Genomic DNA, 19,306 nt, shown 5'->3' with positions numbered 1-19,306 from the left:
GGCTTATTGAAGGAGGATGGGTAATGGAGGGATACTACCATTCTATTGAAACTTTTGGTACTGTAGATGGCCCGGGGATTCGCTACGTTCTTTTCTTGAGCGGCTGTCCCCTGGGCTGCCGTTTTTGTCACAATCCTGATACATGGTGCCAGGGGACGAAGCGAATTTCTGTAGATGAGGTCATTGCTGATGTGCAACGCTATAGCGCTTTTTACGGCGGTCAGGGAGCGATTACAGTCAGCGGCGGCGAACCGCTGTTGCAGTCTGCTTTTGTTGCGAAGCTTTTTCGCTCTTGCCGTAGCGCTAACATTCATACGCTATTAGATACATCAGGCTATGGTGAGACTGCTCAATTTGCCGAAGTACTCTCTGTAACCGATTATTTGCAGCTAAGCTTGAAGGGGGCTACGGCAAGGCGCTATGCTGAGCTGACGAATCAGGATATTGGTTTGGTAGCAGCGAATTTACGCTATGCTTTGTCGGCGGCAATTCCTGTTGTTGTCCGCTATGTTGTGATTCCCGGCGTCACTGACACACAAGAAGATGCTGCTGCGCTTGCTGCGCTGCTTACCGCTATGCCGCGTCTACCTGCTATTGAACTTCTTGCCTATCATCAGCTGGGGCGACAGAAATGGGAGAAGCTTGGCTGGGAGTATTCTTTGACGGCGCCAGCGGCAACAAGCGAGGATGTACGGCGCTTTGGCGCGGCTTTAGAAAAACTGGATCTTAAGCTGCTGACGTGAACAGTTGGTGGCGGATCTGAGCTTAAGAATAAAACAAAAAGCTGACTCGACGGAAAAATCCGCTGAGTCAGCTTTTTGTCATTAAAAAAGACGAGTTTTACCCAACTCGCCTTTTTGTTATAATAAAAATTATTTACCAAAATGTCTTTCAAGTAAGCCTTTGAAAGCAGCGCCATGGCGCGCTTCATCTTTGCACATTTCATGAACTGTATCATGAATTGCATCAAGACCAAGAGCTTTTGCTTTTTTGGCAATACCCAGTTTGCCTTCGCAAGCGCCGTATTCAGCAGCTACGCGTAATTCCAAGTTTTTCTTGGTAGAAGTTGTAACGACTTCGCCAAGCAGTTCGGCAAATTTAGCAGCATGTTCTGCTTCTTCAAAAGCAATCCGTTTGTAAGCTTCAGCGATTTCAGGGAAACCTTCGCGGTCAGCTTGACGGCTCATAGCAAGATACATACCTACTTCGGTACATTCTCCGGTAAAGTTCATTTTGAGACCTTCCAGAATTTCAGCATCTACGCCTGCTGCAACGCCAATACGATGTTCGTCGGCCCAGTTCATAGCACCTTCGGACTTTTCGATGAATTTGCTAGCAGGCGCCTTACACTGTGGACAAGATTCTGGAGCTGAATCGCCTTCATGAACATAACCGCAAATTGCACATACAAATTTTTTCATTAAAAAAATCCTCCTCGTAGTAGAACATTATTTTGATAACAGTAATCAATTAATAATTTATATTGATTAACTCATGTAAATATCATACCATAAATGAAAATTTTTGCAAGAGGGTTTCTGAAAAAATGTTACAATTACGGTGTAGATTTAAAAATAGGTAGTGATAAGGGAGTTGTTTCTCATGACGGTAGAAAAAACGAATTATAAAAACTCGATGCTAGAGGTGCTGGGAATCGAATTTGTAGAGTTATCGCCAGAACGGGTAGTCGCTACTATGCCTGTAAATCAAAACAGCCGTCAGCCCTATGGACTGCTTCATGGCGGCGCCTCGGTCGCTTTGGCGGAAACGGTTGCTAGTGAAGGTACTTGCCAGGCTATTGATCGCAGCAAGTATTATGCTGTAGGTATGGAGATTAATGCGAATCATCTGCGCGGCAAGCGTGATGGCATTGTAACAGCTGTAGCGACACCGATTCATAAAGGCCGTTCCACCATGGTTTGGAACATTCAGATTCACGATGAGCAGGAAAAGCTCATTTGTATGTCGCGCTGCACAATGGCAATAGTTTCCATTGAAAAATAAGACAAGAATCCTATCTTTTAGGATAGGATTCTTGGAATCAATGGCGAAAAATAAAGAAAAGTAGGAAAAATTTCGCTTGCATGTATACATTTACAAATACTTAACTATATGACATACTATGACAAAGAGATCTTATGGTAAAATACACCGATAATGATCGAGAAGGAGCCGATGAGATGGAGAATTTGGTGAAATTAAATTGGTTTTATAGTCCGGGGAGTGACACCTTGACTGAAGAACAATTAAATTTAATTCGTCTATTAGCTCATGGCGTGTCAGATGAACAGATTGCACGCTATCTTGATGTTCCTGTTGTCGGTGTAGAGATGCATTTGCAACGCATTTTTAAGAAGCTAGACGTGACGAATCGTACTCAGGTGCTAGCGAAAGCCGCAAAATGCGGTATTATTTAAAGACGGCGCTTGGCAATGGAAAGACGCAATTTATTCATGTTTTCCAGAAATTCGTCAGGGTTTTTTAATAGCATGCCCACATAGAGCAAATCGGCAATCGCCAAATGTACGAGGCGAGAAGCCATTGCTTCCGAACGGTATTTTACTTCCTGGCCCATGCCATGTAATACAATATCAGCTTTTTTACTTAAGGGAGAATGAAGATAACTGGTGATCGCAATGACGGTCGCCTTATTTTTTTTGGCAATTTCCACAGATTCTAAGATATCAATATTAGAGCCCGTATGAGATACGGCAATTACCGCATCGGTAGGTTTTAGTAAAGAAGCCGAAGTAATTTGCATGTGTATATCAGAATAGGCTTTTATGGGTTTGCCAAAACGGATGAAGCGACTTTCAATATCATAGGCGATAATGGCAGAGATGGCGAAACCGTATACATCAATTTTTCTAGCTTGGCTCAAGACATCTACTGCTTGCTGCAGTGCTGTAAAATCAAGTAATTTTAGGGTATCTTGCAAGCTGTCAGAGATTGTTGTAAAGAGTTTGGCTGCAATTAAATCGAAAGAGTCGCCTTGTTTCACTTCTTGCACCACAGAGTCCATGGGACTAAAAATCTCACTGGCCAAAGCAATTTTGAGGCTCTGCAGACCGCTATAGCCTAACTTGCGGCAAAAACGCGAAACAGTGATTTCGGCGCTTTTGGTTGCATCCGCAATTTCTGAAATGGTTTGCTGTACGACTTGATGGGGCGATTGGATAATATAGTCGGCGATTTTCCGTTCTGATTTTGTAAAGTTTTGATAGCCGCTGCGCAGCAAAGGCAAGCAGGGAGTGGGAATGGTCGGTTCGGTCATAAGTACGCTCCTACAATCAATTTCCAAAATAAAAACAGTATTTTTTATCATACTAGTGAATTCGTACGGTAAAACAACAGTTCATCTAATTCGAACGCTAAGCTTCTTTTTCCTTTAAATTGTGAAAAAAATATCTTTGTGCAATAGATAAGAATTTTGCAAAAATAATTATTGCGTGAATAAATAAGTTCCGCTACAATATAGTTAAATGATATAGTGCAATCATTTTTATATTAAAAAAAGAAAAAAGTATATCATTTTTCTGATTGTCTGTTTCAGAGGAAAGGTGGGACGAAAGCGAAGAACAGACGTGATGATGTTTTATTGAATTGAGGAGGGGCTATTTTGAGTACACAAGTACAAGAACCAAGAACAAAAGCGCGTTATGGCGTAGCCGTTTTAATGCTGGCGGCAATTGCAATTAATTATCTGGACCGGACTTGTATGTCCGCCGCAGCGCCAACCATGATGAAAGATCTTCATATCGGTACAACAGAAATGGGTATTATAATGTCTGCTTTCTTTTGGAGCTACGCTGCTTTTCAGATTCCGGCTGGCTGGCTGGCTGACCGTATCGGTCAGAGAATTTGCCTTCCTATCGCAGTTATCTGGTGGTCTTTAGCAACAGCAGCTACGGCTGGAGCGAAATCTGTGAGTGCATTAATTGGCGCCCGCGTATTTATGGGCATGGGCGAAGCCGGTGTATATCCTTGTAATGCTGGGATTACGGCTAAATGGTTTCCTGATAAGGAAAGAGGTCGTGTAACAGCACTCTTTGATAGCGGCAGTAAATTCGGTACAGCTTTTACGATGCCTTTCGTTGCCTGGATGGTTGCAGTGTATGGCTGGCAGCTTCCCTTTATTGTTTGCGGCGCTGTAGGCTTACTGTGGGCCGTCGCTTGGATGGCTTATTATCAGGATCCAGAAAAATCCAAATATGTAAATCAAGCTGAATTAAAGTATATCCGTGAGGGACAAGCGAAAAAAGAAGGTATTGATAAAACGCAGCCCATGAAATGGTATGAACTTTTGAAATACCGTAATGTAGTGGCCATGTGTCTAGGTTTCTTCTTATTTAATTATGCGATTTATTTCTTTATTACTTGGTTCCCCACTTATTTGGTAAAAGACCGCGGTATGCAGCTTATGACGATGGGCTGGGCGGCCATGCTTCCTCCTCTCTGCGGCATTTTGGCACAGTGGTGCGGCGGTATTTTAACAGATTATATGTATGCGAAAACTGGTAATTTAACTCGTTCCAGAAAAATTAATCTTGTCTGTGGTATGTTACTAGCTACTTCGATTGCTTTTGCTGGTCTAGTAGAATCCAATGTAGTAGCGATTGGTCTTCTCTGCGTATCCTATGGCGGCTTGGCTTTTGCTGCTGCAGCTCTTTGGTCGTTGCCTGGCGACGTAGCGCCTCGCAATATGACTTCCGTGCTTGGCGGTATTCAAAACTGCGCTTCCAATATCGGCGGTATTTTGGGACCGATTGTTACAGGTTACATTATTGCTACGACAGGTAACTTCATGGTGGCTCTGGCCATTTCCGGCGGTTGCTGCTTGTTGGGCGCCTTGACCTATGCTTTCGTACTGCAAGAAATTAAACCGATTCAAGTTGAAGAAAAAGCAAGCTAAATCATAGGTGTGTAATCCGTTCTGACTGTCAGATAGTTTTCTTATCTGGCAGTCAGGATTTTTTCACCTAGTTTTGTTATGTGTGAAAGGATGAGAAAAATGAATTCAACAGTTTGGCTGGGAATTGATATTGGAACAACCGGCGTCAGAGCTGTCGCTTATGAGCCGAATGGAAATTGCTTAGGTTCGGCTGATAAGCAGTATCCTCTGTACACACCGTATCCCGAGTGGGCGGAACAAGATCCTGATGAAATTGTCGGTGCTACGGCCCATGTAATTCGGAGTGTGGCAGCTACTTTAGCTGCACAAGGTCGTCAAGCTGATGGGATTGCTTTTAGTTCTGTTTTTCATAGTTTTTTAGCTTACGATAAAACAGGTAGACCGATTACCAAGTTGATGACTTGGGCCGACAACCGCAGTTCTAAAATTGTGAGTGAATGGAAGAAAACGCGGTCTGAATTATTAGAAGTATATCGGCGTACAGGCTGTCCGACTCATCCTATGTACCCGGCAACTAAAATTGCTTGGCTACGTCAGGAAAAGCCGACCCTGTTTCAGGAGGCGGCTTTTTTTGGTTCGATCAAAGACTATATCTTTAAGATCTTTACAGGCGAGTGGGTTGTAGATCGATCCATTGCCAGTGGTTCTGGTCTGTATAATCTACAGGCGCTAGAGTGGGATAAAGAGGTTTTGGCCTACTTAAAAGTCTCTGAGGCGAATATGCCGCCTGTTGTATCTACGACGTATACTCAGAAGTTGAACAAAGAAACGGCTATACGGTTAGGATTGCCTAGTGGTATTCCTGTTGTAATTGGCGCTGGTGATGGCGTGCTCGTAAACGTAGGAATTGGCGCTGTTCGGCCGGGCCAAATTAGTGCGACAATCGGAACGAGCGGCGCTGTCCGGATGCTTCATGAAAAACCATTGACTGACCCAAAAGGTCGCACCTGGTGCTATAATTTGACAGATCAGGTATGGGTATTAGGCGGCGCTATTAATAATGGCGGGATTGCTTTACGTTGGGTACGGGACCAACTGGCCCAAAAGGATATTGAGCTTGCAGAAAAACTGGGTGTCGATGCTTATGATTTAATGACAGCGGAAGCAGCGAAAATTCCTGCCGGCGCTGAGGGACTCTTGTTACTGCCGTTTTTTGCGGGCGAACGAGCGCCAAACTGGAATAGCGATGTGAGAGCTACGCTGTTTGGACTTACGTTGAATCATACAAAAAGTCATATTGCTAGAGCGACGCTAGAAGGAATCTGCTTTCGGATGCATAGCATCTTAGAAGCTCTGTCGGAAGTGGTCGGTCCAGCTCAAGATATCCGCGTCAGCGGTAGCTTCATAAAGTCGCCATTATGGCTGCAAATTTTATCAGATATTTTCAATCAAAAAGTCAATGTTCCTAGCGTGAATGAAGGCGCCGCTTTCGGTGCTGCAGTACTTGGTTTTGTTGCAGCAGGGATTTTACCTGATATATCGGCAACAGCCGATTTTGTAACGGTTACGAAATCTTATGAGCCGCGTTTGGAAGCGGCTAACCAATATAAGAAACTCTATGACATTTATGAGCGCGTTTACTGGAATTTGCAAAAAGAGTTCACTGATATTGCGAATTTCCAGAAAAACGGCTAGGTGTTTGGATACAAGGGGGACCTTAACATGGCAAGAGTAGTAATTACAGCTCGATCTGTGGCAAACTGCCAAGAAGGACGCGATCTTTTAACAGCAGCAGGCCATGAAGTGATTGTAAGAACAGGTAGCGGCCCTTGGGGCGAAGACGATATGACAGAAATTATTCAAGGCGTTGATGCGGCTATTGTCGGTCTTGATGAAGTTTCTGAAAAGGTGCTTGCTGCTGGCGCACCAACCTTAAAAGTTGTTGCCAGAAACGGTGTAGGCTATAACAAGGTTGCGGTAGCTGCGGCCAAGGAACGGGGCATTGCTGTTACTTTAGCGCCGGGAACGAATACGATTTCTGTTTGTGAGCTTGTCTTTGCTCTGATGCTAGGCACAGCGCGCCATGTTTGTCTGCAAAATGAAGAAGTTCATGAAGGCGGCTGGCAGCGCGTAATGGGCTGTGAGCTTTATGGTAAAACCTTAGGAATTGTCGGAACAGGTAGTATTGGCAGCGAAGTGATTAAACGAGCTCATGCCTTTGGTATGAAGATACTTGCTTTTGATTTATGGCAAAAACAAGAGTTGATTGATCTTTATGGTGCCAAGTATGTATCTTTAGATGAGATCTATGAACAAGCTGATTTTATTTCTCTGCATGTACCAGCAACGCCAGAGACCAAGGGTATGATTCAAGCGGCTACCATTGCCGAAATGAAACCGACAGCGATTTTGATCAATACCGCTAGAGGCGATTTAATTGTGGAGCAAGATTTGTATGAAGCGTTAAAGGCAAATCAAATTGCCGGTTACGGGGCTGATGCTATGATTCAAGAGCCGCCGGGAGAAGATCATCCGCTGCTTTCGCTGCCTAATGTGATTATTACGCCTCATTGCGGCGCCTATACGAAAGAAGCTGTTATTCGTTGCAGTGTAACGGCGGCAGAAGAAGTTGTCCGTGTTTTAAACGGCGAAACGCCGCGGTATCCTGTTTCGCAGTAATAAAGCTTATCGGACAATGTCTCGAGTAACAAGCAAAAGGGAGGATTTATTATGTTAAAAAAACATTTAGTTGTAAAGAAAATTACTGATACAGGTGTGGTTGCTGTTGTGCGGGCAGCGAATGCCGATCAAGCGAAACGGATTACGGAAGCTTGTCTGGCTGGCGGCGTAAATGCCATTGAAATGACCTTTACGGTGCCTGGTGCGCACCGCGTTATGGAAGAATTAGCGGCAACATACAGTGAAGATGAAATTATTCTTGGCGCTGGTACGGTGCTAGATCCGGAAACAGCTCGTATTGCTATTTTGAGCGGAGCTCGTTATGTTGTTACGCCGGGCTTAAATTTAGAAGCTATTAAATTATGCAATCGCTATCAAATCCCCATTATGCCAGGCGCCGTTACGGTTCGTGACGCTGTTGAAGCTATGGAAGCCGGTGCTGACATTATTAAAGTATTTCCTGGCGAATTGTTTGGACCTAAAATTATTAAGGCACTCCGTGGTCCCTTGCCGCATATTAACCTTATGCCAACAGGCGGCGTAGATGCCAATAATGTCGGGGAATGGATCAAAGCAGGTGCTGTTGCCGTAGGCGCTGGCGGTGCATTGACTGGTCCTGCCGCAACTGGTGACTATGCTGGCATTACTGCTCGGGCGAAAGATCTGATTGAAAAAGTAAAACAGGCTAGAGCATAAAAATTCATAAAATTACTTTTAATGGCGTTACTATGAGGAGCAAAAGCAGGACTTTTGCTCCTTTATTTTTATTTTTGTCGTTTTATAGCCGGTTTAAGGCGATAACAGGCAGGAGCCTTTGTTTTCTATAGCGAAGTATACACGTCGTCTTGCCAAGTTGTCAGGGAGGGTAGGTATGGCTAAAAAACGTGCCGCGAAAGTGGATAGAAAACAAGTTTTAGTTCGTTTAAGGCAGTTGGCGCTTCATAAGCTGCTGGCAGCTTTAACGAGTCCCTCGCTGCTTATTTTTTTCGGGATTCTTTTTATTTATTATCAGCGAGATTTGCTGAGTGCGGGGATTTGGGAAGCGTGGCCGATTTTATCTTATGGTACTTTGTGTTTTGGCATGACGATTACGGCTGTTTTTAGCCGTAGTCGATCGTTCTTTCTGCTAGTTGTGTTAACAATTGCTGAATGGGCCATGAATATACAGGCGGCTTACCCTTTAGTGAGTTTTCTAGTGCCATTGAATTTTGCCTTTTTTTCAGTAGCTGCCGAACGCGGGGTATTATCAAGTCGCGGTAGAAAATATATTTTGCTATTGCTGTTAGAACTCTTTTTCGGTGCGGAAGTGCTTTTATCGAATGATCGGGAATTTGCTGCCGCTATTGGCGGGAAAACAATCGCTGCTTTTGCCGGAACACCCCTTTCAGATCTTGCACTCATTACTTTTTTTGTCGCTTTTCTCTTGCTCTTTTTTCAGCGGCGTCAAGCGAGTCTTTACTTTAATGCCGCCTTTTTTGGCGCGCTAGCTCTGGTGGTTTGCGGACAGCATTTCTTTCAGAACGCGCAAGCTGTGCCGCTTTTTTATACTGGCGCCGCCCTTAGCATTATTGTTGCCGTAATTCAAGATTACTATTATAAAGCCTATATGGATGAATTAACGGGGCTTCCTGCCAGGCGTTCGCTTAATGAAACTTTGCAAAAATTAGAAGGCGTCTATACGATTGCTATGGTAGATGTTGATTTTTTCAAGAAATTTAATGATACTTATGGGCACGATGCGGGTGACGATGTGTTGCGACTGATTGCTAGTGTTATGAGAAATTGCTCTAAGGCGCGGTTTTTTCGTTATGGCGGCGAGGAGTTTACGGTTCTGTTTCCTGGTAAAACGCTAGAAGAAGCCTTGCCGATACTAGAAGAGGTTCGCGAGGCTATTGCGAAACGGTCCTTTGTTGTTTCAACAGGAAAAAACAAGCGGAAAGGAACCGGGAAAAAACTCAATGTAACTGTAAGCATGGGGGTTGCGCAGGCCAAAAATCATAAAGAGAAAGTGGAGACAGTCCTAAAAGCGGCTGATACAGCTTTATATCGAGCAAAAGAAGCAGGGCGTAACTGTGTACGACAATAATTTACAGCAGGCTGACGAGTCAGCCTGTTTTTTTATCAGGAAAATTACAAATAAAATGTGATTATTTGTAATAAAACAGCAGGATAAGGTCGCTTTTTGACGAAAATAACAAGAAATAGATTTATACAAAACTAAAGCAGAGCCAAAAAAATAAGGAGGCGTTGATATTGGCAGGTCAGATTAAAAGTATGTGTGATAAGATTATTGCGCAGCGCGCCAGCGGCAATCCCACGATGGAAAAAATCACAAAAACAAAGCTTGTCCTAAAAGGGATCAATCCCGATCAGTATACCGTTAATTCGCCGGATGATCCGGCTGTTCTTGCTAAGCTGACGCAAGTAGCGAAAGAACTTGGCGTTACCCTATAAATTGTTTTCTATATTGAGAGGAGGAAAAAACATGACAGTAATGACCGCAATTTCTGATCAGAAAGTACCGAAAATGGCAGTGCAGGCTATTAAAGGCCAGCTAATAGAGAAGGCTCCTAAAGTGGTGATTTATTTTGCTTCCTCGAATTATGATCCGCAAGAAATTTCTGCGGCGATGCAGGATGCTTTTCATGATGCTACTGTTTTTGGCTGCACGACCTCTGGTGAAATTATTAGCGGTAAGATGACAAAAGGCGCTCTTGTAGCAATGGGATTTTCAGCAGACATATTAGAAGATATTCAAGTGGAAATTGTGCCGGAAATCAGTACGGAAGATCATGTAGCTGATGCTTTTGCGGCATTTAGTACACATTATGGTATGCCTGCCATTGAATTCGATCCTGAAAAATATGTAGGGCTTGTAATTTGCGATGGACTTAGCCGTGCGGAAGAGAAAATTATGGACTCTATCGGCAATATTACGAATGTTACGTTTATTGGCGGTTCGGCTGGCGACGACTTGAAATTTGCCAGTACCTATGTGTTTGCCAATGGGCGTGCCTATACAGATGCGGCATTGCTTGTACTGATGAAACCGAAAGCTTCTTTTGATTTCATAAAAACACAAAGTTTTTATGAGACTGGTACGAAACTGATTGCGACTAAAGTGGATGAAGAAAAACGAGTCGTTATGGAATTTGATCATAAACCAGCCATTCAAGCTTATGCAGAAGCTGTCGGACAGCCGCAAGTGATGGCGGATCAGTCCTTTATGCGTCGTCCCTTAGGTCTTATGGTTGGCGATGAACCTTATGTACGCAGCCCACAACAAGTTAACAATGGCTCTATCGTTTTTTATTGCAATGTAAAAGAAGGCATGGAAATGTCGGTGTTAGAATCGACTGATATTATTGCCGATACGACACGCGTTATTAAAGAAAAGCAGCAAGATAAAGGCGAAATTCTGGCTATACTGAACTTTAATTGCATTTTGCGGACCTTGCAATTGGAAAGTGAAGGGCGAATGGATAAATATGGTCAGATTTTTACGAATATACCAACAATCGGGTTTAGTACTTACGGTGAAGCCTATATCGGTCATATTAATCAAACGGCAACGATGCTGTTGTTTATGAAATAGCTTGCTAATGAGCTGCTCTTGGGGAGGTGAACGCGATGGATTTTATGACGATACTACTTCTAGGCGTTATCTGCCTGATTGTCGTTGCTGGAGCTGTATTTTGGGGGAAAAATCGCAAAGTAGTTTCTTCTATTTCATCGACAGAGATTACATGGAATGAACAAAATAACCGCTGTGTTCGAACAACAAAAGGCCATATGGATCAGATGCGTGCGACAGCAGAGATCATTCTTGACTCAAGTGAGCAGGTTATGATCAATGCCATAGAGGTGAATGAATCAACGAAACACCTTGCTGGTGAAGCGAAGAAAGGATCACAGCAGCTTCGTGAAGCCGAAAAAATCATGAATGAATTGACTCAGTTAGTTCATGCCGCCGAAACGCAGGCGCAAGAAGGCTCAGCCAATGCGGCGGCGACTTTGCAGGTGACGGAATCGGGTCTTACCACAATGAATAAGGCCATAGTGCGGATGCAAAATATACAGGGGAAAACCGCTCATGTCGAATCACTCCTAGACACATTAAATCAATATTCGAAGGAAATTGGTGCGATTAGTGACGCAATCACAGAAATTGCCGGGCAGACGAATTTATTGGCGCTAAATGCTGCCATTGAAGCGGCTCGGGCTGGTGAAGCGGGGCGTGGTTTTGCCGTTGTTGCCGATGAAGTAAGGAAATTGGCGGAGCAGTCCAATGATCGAGCGCAAAAGGTAACAGCGCTAGTGAAGCAAGTACTTGATCAGACTGCTTCTGTCATTGTAGCTTCGAATGAGAGCAGACAAGAAGCGGAAACCGGTATGAGCGAAGTGACAGCGTCTGGTCAGGAATTTGAAAAAATTCATGATAAAGTGCAACGCGTTGTGGCTAGTTCTGGTGAAATTGTTAAAGTCGCTTCCCGACAGTCTGACATTGCCGATCGTCTTACGGTTATTGTTGGCAATGTGACAAAAGTAGTCAGCGAAGCATCAGAGAGTGCGGGACAAGGAATTGCAGCGACCGAACAAACGTCAACTGAAGTGATGAAAATTACGGATAGCATCAGTAATATCATTACAGTTATGCAAGATCTTGACGAATATATTCAAAGTGAAGAGAATGGGACTGTATCGTAGCGATCGCTTAGTAGTAAATAAAAAAGTCGCGCCAATATGGCTGCGACTTTTTTTCGGTCAAATAGTTTATGGTAAGTGCTTTATATCTGAAATTTGCGAATTGCTGATTGTAATTCTTCCGCCATTTTGGCTAAATGCTGACTCGAAGCGGCAATTTCTTCAATTGAAGCGGATTGTTCTTCTGTAGCGGCAGAGATGAGCTGCGTTTGGTCAGCAGCGTGTTGGCTTTGTTTATCGATAGATTGTACCGAAGTAACTACGTCGCTACTGCCTTGATGAAGATGTTCGATTATTGTAGAAATCTCATGAATTTCCTGGGAAATATTGTGAACCATTTGGAGGATTTGTTGAAAATTTTGTCCCGCTGTCGCTACAATTGTAGTTCCAGCTGCTACTTCTTTTTGGCCTTCATTCATAAAGAGAACGGCATTGTTGGTTTTTTCCCGTACATCATGAATTAAACTAGTGATTTGTTTGGCCGCTTCCTGCGATTGCTCCGCCAATTTGCGCACCTCTTCCGCTACGACAGCAAAGCCTTTGCCTGCTTCACCTGCTCTAGCGGCCTCGATGGCTGCGTTTAAAGCTAGAAGATTGGTTTGACCGGAAATATTGGCGATGACTTCAACAATTTGGCCAATTTCTTTCGAGTGGGATTCGAGTTCGCCGATTACCATGGCCGTATCTTTCGTTTTTTGTTCGATCAGTGCCATTTGACTGACTGCTTTTGTAACAGCCTGTTCGCCAGCATTGGCCGTTTCCTGTGTTTTGACTGCTGTGCCGGAAACCGTATGCGCATTGGCAGCTACTTGCGTAATTTGTTGGGACATGGCGTTGACAGAACTTGTGGCCTTGTGGGCTAAATCAAGCTGTGTGGCAGCTGCGTGGGCTACTTCGGCCACGGTGCCTGCCGCATCAGTTGCTGTTTGGGCGGATTGTTCTGCATTGGCTGTTAGTTGTTCGGAAGAAGCGGCAAGTTGTTCTGCTGTTTGCGAGAGTTGTTTAATTAAGGCTCGTACATTTTTGCTCAGAACATCAATGGAGTGAGATACTGTACCAAATTCGCTCTGATCGCGCAAGCTGGCTTCAGAGACACTGAGAGCAAAATTCCCTTTGGCTAATTCCCCTAAAAATACGACAAAATCATTTAAACGTTTGGCAATGCGTTTCGTAATGATCCAGCCGAGGAGACAGACAATCAGCAGTGAGCCAGCAATGATTCCGACAAATAGTATCATAGCAGCGGTAAAATTTGCTTCGGTTTGTTTATTAATGGCATCGGCTGCTTTCTCGTTGAATTCGCCAAGTTCAATTAGATTCTGCATAAAGGCTTCAGCGGCGGGACGAACATCACGATTATAGAGAGCAAGCGCTACTTCATCTTGGTTTTGGGCAGCTAAGGCGATGACCTGTTCCCTAGCGCTGCGGTATTTATCAAGATTCGTGTGGAGTTCTTGCAGTTTTCCTGTTTCAAAGGAGGTGAGTTTTAGTTGTTCATATTTTTTTAGATTTTGGTTAAATGCTTCTGCCCGCGTTTTAATATCGGCCATTAATTTTTGTGTTTCCGCTGGATCTTTTATCAACATCATCATAAAAATATCGGCGGAAATCGCTCGTGCATGGGTACGGCTATCGCTGAGCCATTCGTTTGGCAGCATTCGTTCATTGTACATGATAGTCATGTCCTGCTTGGCCTTTGCCAAATAGTAAAATCCTGTATAGCCGACGGCAGCTAGGGCAAATACGGCAACGATAATAAGTAAAAACAATTTTTTTGCTACTTTTAAATTATTAAGCCAATTCATAAGGAGCCTCCTCAAATTAGTGGGTCATTTCTGCTTGTTGTGTAGGAGTATCGTGAAGTATTTGAGAAATCTCCTCAAAGCGATGGGACCGAGATAAAAAAGCGGCTACAATATCTGGGTCGAAGTGCTTGCCGCTTTCGGCAACGATTTCTTGGACCGCTGTTTCATGGGAAACAGGTTCTTTATAAATCCGTTTACTTGTGAGCGCATCATAGACATCGGCTACAGCCATTAATCGGGCTGAAAGGGGAATTTTATCACCAGACAGTCCTTCGGGATAACCGGCGCCATTCCATTTTTCATGATGGAAGTAAGCAATTTCTTTGGCTTTGTCAAGTAAAGGATCTGACATGCCTAACACGGCTTCGGCTCGATCAATTGCTTGACGGCCGATTTGCGTATGCGTTTTTATGATCTCAAATTCTTCTGGCGCTAAAGCGCTCGGTTTTAATAGAATACGATCTGGTATGCCGATCTTACCGATATCATGGAGCGGGGCTGATTTGACGAGCAGCCGGATTGTTTCTGGCGTTAAGTTATGGCGAAAGCGTTTATGCGGTCTCAACTCAAGGGCGAGTTCGCGGATGTATTCGGAAACTCTTTGGATATGACCCGTTGTTTCATGATCGCGCGTTTCCGCCAGCGAGGCCATGGCAACAATCGTGATTTCTTGTAAGGCGGCCATTTCCTTGATACGCTGCGAAATTTCTGTTTCCAGATAATTGTTTTTATCTTTTAGGAAATCTTGGGTTTGTTTTAACGTAATGTGGGTGCGAATGCGAGTGAGAAATAAGGCCGGATCAAAGGGTTTCGCAATGTAGTCGACAGCGCCTAGGGCCAAGCCTTCAGCAATGTTGGTAAAATCGCTCTGATTTGTAAGGAAAATCAGTGGAATTCGTATTAAAGCTGGTAACGCTTTCATACGGCGGCATATATCAAAGCCTGAAAAGGCGGGATTTGTTAAGGAAATTAAAATGAGATCAGGCGGTGACGCTGTTGCAATCGTTAAAGCCGTTTCGGCAGTATCCGTGATTTTTACCTTATAATGATTTTTGAGTAAAAGTTGCGTAAGTTCTAAATTGGCCATAGGGCTATCAAGAATTAAAATGACTGGTTTGCCGTTTTCCATGGTGGCCTCCTTCCTCTTTAGGGCAGAGCGTTTTTGCATCTGCAGGGAATATGGGGCAATATAACGAATTAATTCACAAGCTTAATTCACAAGCTCAATTATAGCAAATCCGTTATCGGGAAACATTAGCTTCACTATATGAAAACATAGCTCGTTTATTATATTGCGATTATAAGAGCTTGCTTATGATGCTAGATTCGACGTGGATACGATAAAGATAAGAAGTCAGGTTTGTGGAGGTCGCTACGATGAAGAAAAGAGTAGGAATGAGTGAATCCTGCCCTAGCAGCCATCTCATTGAAGCGCAGCGATTTGGCCGCAGCGGCAGTTGGGAGTGGAACTTACAGACAAAAGAGCTACTGTGTACCGAAGGGTTGTTAGCGTTGTTTGAAATAAGTGCTGAAGGGTTTTCTCAGAGCGGCGTTGCTGATTTTTTTGCTAAAGTAGTTATTGGCGATAGAGCGAAGGTAAGGAAAACTTTCTGGCGTATTTTACATGACCATGCACCGATCTGCCAGGAATTTCGGATTCGTCGCAGTGATGGAACAATACAAGTTTTATTGTGGCGAGGAACAATTTTAATAGATCAGAAGAATCATCCATTGAAATTTATTGGTACCGTTTTTGACGTTACTAAACTCCAAGAGACCTCAGATATGTACCGGGAAGAAGCAGTGCGGCTACGTGAATTTATGCAGGCTATGCCAGATATGGGTTTTATCATTGACGAAATGGGGAAGATTGTTGAGTTTGTGGGCAATCATGTTTTTTTTGGCAATGATGAAACGCAGCATCTTTCGGGTAAAAATTTATCGGATTTTATGCCTTCTGTGGCAGCGAGAAAAATGCATGAGAATGTTCGCTATGTTCTAGACTATCAGACGCTGCAGTTTGGCGAGTTTGAACTTCATACGCAGCAAGGCAGGCGGATTTTTCGCTTTCGCTTTGCACCCATGACCTATTGTTGCGGTGAGAAGCGCACTGTTGCATGCATGGCCAGTGATATTACCGAACAGAGCCGCACGAAAAAGTTCTTACAACTTTCTTATGAAAAGCGGCGTCAACAGGAACTGCTTAATGGGCTAGTAGAAGGGAAACTGCAGCCCTCGCAAACTCTTTTAGATCAAGCGTGGCAGGTTAAGCTCAATTTAGCGCAGTCTTTTGTCTGTCAAGCTCTGCTGGTGGAACAATGGGAGGATAAGCCGATTACCTATTGGCAGGAACATCGAACTGATTTCCAATATTTATTAGATTCGTTAGTGGAAGTATTAGAACGCGACTTAGACGCCATTGTGTGGGAAGCAAAAGACGGGATCGGCTTGTTACTGCCAGTGAAGGCGAATTGTCAAAATAGTAAGCAGCAAAGTATCGATTTTGCTGAGTCAGTTTATCAGATCGTAAAGTCTCATTTTCCTACAGCCCAGGTCTCCATTGGTTTAGCGGAGTTTTTTGAGGATTCTTTTTCTAGTATAAGTGCCGCTTATAGTCAGGCTTGTGATGCCGCTTACCTGGGCGATTTAGTAGAACCGGAAACGGCGATTCATCACTATTTGAATTTAGGCGTTTTGCAAATTCTACCGTCTTTATCAGAAGAAGAACGGGTTAAAGCATTTATTTGGCGTAATATTGGCAAACTGCTTGAATATGATAAGAAAAAAGGCAGTCAATTTCTTGATACCTTAGAAAAAATACTGCAAAATGAAAACCTCAAAATTGTGGCGGAACAATCTTTTGTGCATCATCAAACGATCATTTTTCGTAAAAAACGGATTGAGGAAATTCTCGGTGTGTCGCTAGAGTCTTTTGAAACGCGGATTACCTTAGCGATGGCGTTGAAATTATTTCAAGTAGCAGTTCGGCGGAATTGCTGGACTCTTGATGAACCTTAATAGATCACTAAAAAGACAGAAAAAAAGGATGTCGTACTTGTGTTTCAGTACGGCATCCTTTTTTAGCAGGATCTAAATATATTGCAGTACTTTGCCTTAGAAGCTACGACAAAGCAGTCTTCTTTGATAGCTTCTGGCAGCGAGTGATAAGGAATAGTTTAAGATAAAGTAGGTGGCGGCAATTAAGCCGAAGATGGCAAAAACCTGGGCAGTAGAACCATATTGCCCCATAATAATCATGCCTTTACCGGTAAGTTCTTCAATACCAACAGCCCATACAAAGGAAGTATCTTTGATGACTGTTGTGCATTGCGATACAAGCGGCGGAATCATATTACGCAAGGCTTGCGGCAAGATGATATAGAGCATGGTTTGCCAATAAGTGAATCCTTGAGATTTGGCTGCCTCCCATTGACCGCGCGGCAAGGAGTTTAAACCGCCACGGACGATTTCAGCAATAATAGCTGATGTAAAGACAGTCATAGCGGCAATGCCCGCATAAATTGGCGGGAGATTTGTCATAAATCGCGCGGCTAAAATAAAGAGCAATAGCGGCGTATTGCGTACTGTTTCGATGTAGAGAGCGGCTAACCTTGTTAAAAGCGGCTGATCGCTAAATCGGGCTACGCCGAGGATAGTGCCGAAAATCATACTAAGGACAATCGAGCCTAGGGCGATATAGAGAGTCGTCAAGAGGCCTTGACCAAGGAATAGAAAAAACTGTGGTTGTAGAAGCTCTTGGATCATAAAGACACCTCCAGTTTTTTCTCCAGACGGCGAGCATAGCGAGCTAGCGGCAGGCAGAGAAGAAGATAGAGGATGGCTGTTATTACATAAGCCGGTCCATAGTATAAATTGTTACTAGCCCAGGAATCAGCTTGATACATGAGATCACCACCGGCTACCATGGCCAGAACGGATGTGTTTTTAATCAGGCTCACAGCTTGGTTGGTTAAGGGCGGCAGGGAAATCCGTTTAGCTTGCGGCAGAATAATATAGCGCATAGCGCTCCAATAAGAAAAGCCTTGTGAAAGCGCTGCTTCCAACTGACCGCGCGGAATAGCTTGAATGCCAGCCCGGACCACTTCGGCCACATAGGCGCCGTGATAGACGCCAACGCCGAAGACGCCTACCGAGAAAATTGGCAGCATAATGCCAAGGTGAGGCAGCGCGTGATAGAGGAAAAAGATTTGAATGACAAGCGGTGTATTTTGAATGGCTTCCACGTAGATTCGATTGATGACACGGACTGATTTGCCTTGCGCTGCGCCCAAGACGCCGAAGAAAATGCCAAGCGCTAGTGACAGAAGCAGAGCCAGCAGCGACAAAGCGATAGTCATAGCGAATCCTTCGGCGAAGATGGGCCAGTCGCGTAAGACGGCAGCCCATTTAAAGGCGGCAAAGGGACCCATTTTATTTAATGCCCCATTTTTGAATCAGTTTATCAAGCTCGCCGGATTTTTTCATATCCGCAATGGTATCATTGACAAGCTTGGCTAGAGCGTCATTGCCTTTCTTCGAAGCAACGCCGTATTCCTGAGGACTGAAACGATCAGGCAGAATCAACGTGGAATCATCAAGATAGCCAAAAAGAATGGAGCCGTCGACCGAGAAGGCGTCGACGCGGCCAGCATCAAGAGCCGATTTAATTTCAGGATAGGTACCAAATTCTAAGAAGGAGACTTTCGCACCTTGTTTTTCGGCTGCTTCTTGTACAGCTTGTTTGGAAGTCGCACTTTGAGCTACACCGATTTTTTTACCATTTAGATCTTTTAGCGTTTGAATACCAGAAGCTTTTTTAACCATAATGCCGACGCCGTCAGTGAAGTAGGGATCCGAGAAATTATAGCTCTTTTTGCGTTCTTCCGTAATCGTAAAGGTACAGATATCAAGATCTACTTCGCCGTTATCGAGGAGCGGGCCCCGTGTTTTTGCCGTTACGCCTTGGAATTCTACCTTGGATTCATCACCGAGAACTTTTTTGGCGATCGCTTTGGCTAGGTCAATTTCCATGCCTTCAATTTGATTCGTTTGCGGATTTTTAAAGCCGAATTTTGGTACGTCTACCTTGACGCCGACTTTTAATACGCCGCGATCTTTAATCGCCTTGATATCAGCAGGCGTTCCAGAAGAATCAGATTTTGCACTTGGCGTACTACCGCCGCAGCCGCCTAAAAATAATGCTCCCATAACCATAATAGATGCTAGTAGCGTCCAGCCTTTTTTCATTATGCTTTCCTCCTGTAAA

19 protein-coding genes are annotated in these 19,306 nt (G+C 44.0%); 12 read left to right on the top strand and 7 right to left on the bottom strand.

Annotated elements, in window-relative coordinates; all coding sequences use genetic code 11:
• The first annotated feature begins 23 nt into the window (after nt 1–23).
• On the top strand, nt 24–743 hold the full coding sequence (gene pflA / locus AC0MXB_RS09880) for a pyruvate formate-lyase-activating protein (protein ID WP_474039501.1): 720 nt from the start codon (nt 24–26) through the stop codon (nt 741–743).
• A gap of 129 nt (nt 744–872) precedes the next feature.
• Here pflA and AC0MXB_RS09875 read toward each other — a convergent pair whose 3' ends face one another.
• Nucleotides 873–1,421, bottom strand: coding sequence for an NADH peroxidase (locus AC0MXB_RS09875; protein ID WP_474039500.1), 549 nt, complete (start codon nt 1,419–1,421; stop codon nt 873–875).
• 181 nt (nt 1,422–1,602) lie between these two features.
• On the opposite strand from AC0MXB_RS09875, the gene AC0MXB_RS09870 reads away from it, so the two are divergent.
• Both AC0MXB_RS09870 and AC0MXB_RS09865 read left to right on the top strand, forming a co-directional pair.
• Nucleotides 1,603–2,004 (top strand): PaaI family thioesterase, encoded by a 402-nt coding sequence (locus AC0MXB_RS09870; protein WP_474039499.1) that lies wholly within the window; start codon nt 1,603–1,605, stop codon nt 2,002–2,004.
• A gap of 176 nt (nt 2,005–2,180) precedes the next feature.
• Nucleotides 2,181–2,417, top strand: coding sequence for a helix-turn-helix transcriptional regulator (locus AC0MXB_RS09865; protein WP_474039498.1), 237 nt, complete (start codon nt 2,181–2,183; stop codon nt 2,415–2,417).
• Here the strand turns inward: AC0MXB_RS09865 and AC0MXB_RS09860 are convergent.
• Nucleotides 2,414–3,274, bottom strand: coding sequence for a MurR/RpiR family transcriptional regulator (locus AC0MXB_RS09860; RefSeq protein WP_474039497.1), 861 nt, complete (start codon nt 3,272–3,274; stop codon nt 2,414–2,416). The two genes, AC0MXB_RS09865 and AC0MXB_RS09860, sit on opposite strands and share 4 nt — an antisense overlap.
• A gap of 402 nt (nt 3,275–3,676) precedes the next feature.
• On the opposite strand from AC0MXB_RS09860, the gene AC0MXB_RS09855 reads away from it, so the two are divergent.
• The 8 genes from AC0MXB_RS09855 (at nt 3,677) to AC0MXB_RS09820 (ending at nt 12,238) form a co-directional block, all read left to right on the top strand.
• On the top strand, nt 3,677–4,912 hold the full coding sequence (locus AC0MXB_RS09855) for an MFS transporter (RefSeq protein WP_474039742.1): 1,236 nt from the start codon (nt 3,677–3,679) through the stop codon (nt 4,910–4,912).
• Between the two features lie 99 nt (nt 4,913–5,011).
• Nucleotides 5,012–6,547 (top strand): gluconokinase, encoded by a 1,536-nt coding sequence (locus AC0MXB_RS09850; RefSeq protein ID WP_474039496.1) that lies wholly within the window; start codon nt 5,012–5,014, stop codon nt 6,545–6,547.
• A 27-nt stretch (nt 6,548–6,574) separates the two neighbouring features.
• Nucleotides 6,575–7,531 (top strand): phosphoglycerate dehydrogenase, encoded by a 957-nt coding sequence (locus AC0MXB_RS09845; RefSeq protein ID WP_474039495.1) that lies wholly within the window; start codon nt 6,575–6,577, stop codon nt 7,529–7,531.
• A gap of 51 nt (nt 7,532–7,582) precedes the next feature.
• Nucleotides 7,583–8,227 carry a bifunctional 2-keto-4-hydroxyglutarate aldolase/2-keto-3-deoxy-6-phosphogluconate aldolase gene (locus AC0MXB_RS09840; protein ID WP_474039494.1) on the top strand — a complete coding sequence of 215 codons (645 nt, stop codon included), beginning with the start codon at nt 7,583–7,585 and terminating at the stop codon, nt 8,225–8,227.
• Between the two features lie 175 nt (nt 8,228–8,402).
• Nucleotides 8,403–9,617 (top strand): GGDEF domain-containing protein, encoded by a 1,215-nt coding sequence (locus AC0MXB_RS09835; RefSeq protein WP_474039493.1) that lies wholly within the window; start codon nt 8,403–8,405, stop codon nt 9,615–9,617.
• Nucleotides 9,618–9,784: 167 nt separating this feature from the next.
• On the top strand, nt 9,785–9,985 hold the full coding sequence (locus tag AC0MXB_RS09830) for a hypothetical protein (RefSeq protein WP_474039492.1): 201 nt from the start codon (nt 9,785–9,787) through the stop codon (nt 9,983–9,985).
• 31 nt (nt 9,986–10,016) lie between these two features.
• Nucleotides 10,017–11,126 (top strand): FIST signal transduction protein, encoded by a 1,110-nt coding sequence (locus tag AC0MXB_RS09825; RefSeq protein WP_474039491.1) that lies wholly within the window; start codon nt 10,017–10,019, stop codon nt 11,124–11,126.
• Between the two features lie 35 nt (nt 11,127–11,161).
• Complete coding sequence (locus tag AC0MXB_RS09820; RefSeq protein ID WP_474039490.1) at nt 11,162–12,238, top strand: methyl-accepting chemotaxis protein; 1,077 nt, start codon at nt 11,162–11,164, stop codon at nt 12,236–12,238.
• A gap of 80 nt (nt 12,239–12,318) precedes the next feature.
• On the opposite strand, the gene AC0MXB_RS09815 is transcribed toward AC0MXB_RS09820, so the two are convergent.
• Together AC0MXB_RS09815 and AC0MXB_RS09810 are read right to left on the bottom strand one after the other, a co-directional pair.
• Nucleotides 12,319–14,040, bottom strand: a complete 1,722-nt coding sequence (locus AC0MXB_RS09815) for a methyl-accepting chemotaxis protein (protein ID WP_474039489.1) — start codon at nt 14,038–14,040, stop codon at nt 12,319–12,321.
• A gap of 16 nt (nt 14,041–14,056) precedes the next feature.
• Nucleotides 14,057–15,169, bottom strand: coding sequence for an HD domain-containing phosphohydrolase (locus AC0MXB_RS09810; protein WP_474039488.1), 1,113 nt, complete (start codon nt 15,167–15,169; stop codon nt 14,057–14,059).
• A 248-nt stretch (nt 15,170–15,417) separates the two neighbouring features.
• Between AC0MXB_RS09810 and AC0MXB_RS09805 the strand changes: the two genes are divergently transcribed.
• Entirely contained in the window at nt 15,418–17,058 is a 1,641-nt protein-coding gene (locus AC0MXB_RS09805; RefSeq protein WP_474039487.1) for a PAS domain S-box protein, read from the top strand.
• Between the two features lie 96 nt (nt 17,059–17,154).
• On the opposite strand, the gene AC0MXB_RS09800 is transcribed toward AC0MXB_RS09805, so the two are convergent.
• The 3 genes from AC0MXB_RS09800 to AC0MXB_RS09790 are packed head-to-tail and all read right to left on the bottom strand — an operon-like array spanning nt 17,155 to nt 19,287.
• The gene (locus AC0MXB_RS09800) at nt 17,155–17,805 is read right to left on the bottom strand and encodes an amino acid ABC transporter permease (protein ID WP_474039486.1); all 651 of its coding nucleotides are present in this window, start codon (nt 17,803–17,805) and stop codon (nt 17,155–17,157) included.
• Nucleotides 17,802–18,470, bottom strand: coding sequence for an amino acid ABC transporter permease (locus tag AC0MXB_RS09795; RefSeq protein ID WP_474039485.1), 669 nt, complete (start codon nt 18,468–18,470; stop codon nt 17,802–17,804). Before AC0MXB_RS09795 ends, AC0MXB_RS09800 begins: the two co-directional genes overlap by 4 nt.
• Before the next feature lies 1 nt (nt 18,471).
• Nucleotides 18,472–19,287: a transporter substrate-binding domain-containing protein gene (locus AC0MXB_RS09790; RefSeq protein ID WP_474039484.1), complete on the bottom strand. Its 816-nt coding sequence runs from the start codon at nt 19,285–19,287 to the stop codon at nt 18,472–18,474.
• Between the last annotated feature and the right edge of the window lie 19 nt (nt 19,288–19,306).

The organism is Pelorhabdus sp. sgz311001 (assembly GCF_055901755.1).
Note: the sequence above shows the minus strand (reverse complement) of the source record. Positions and strands in the feature narration are given on the sequence as shown.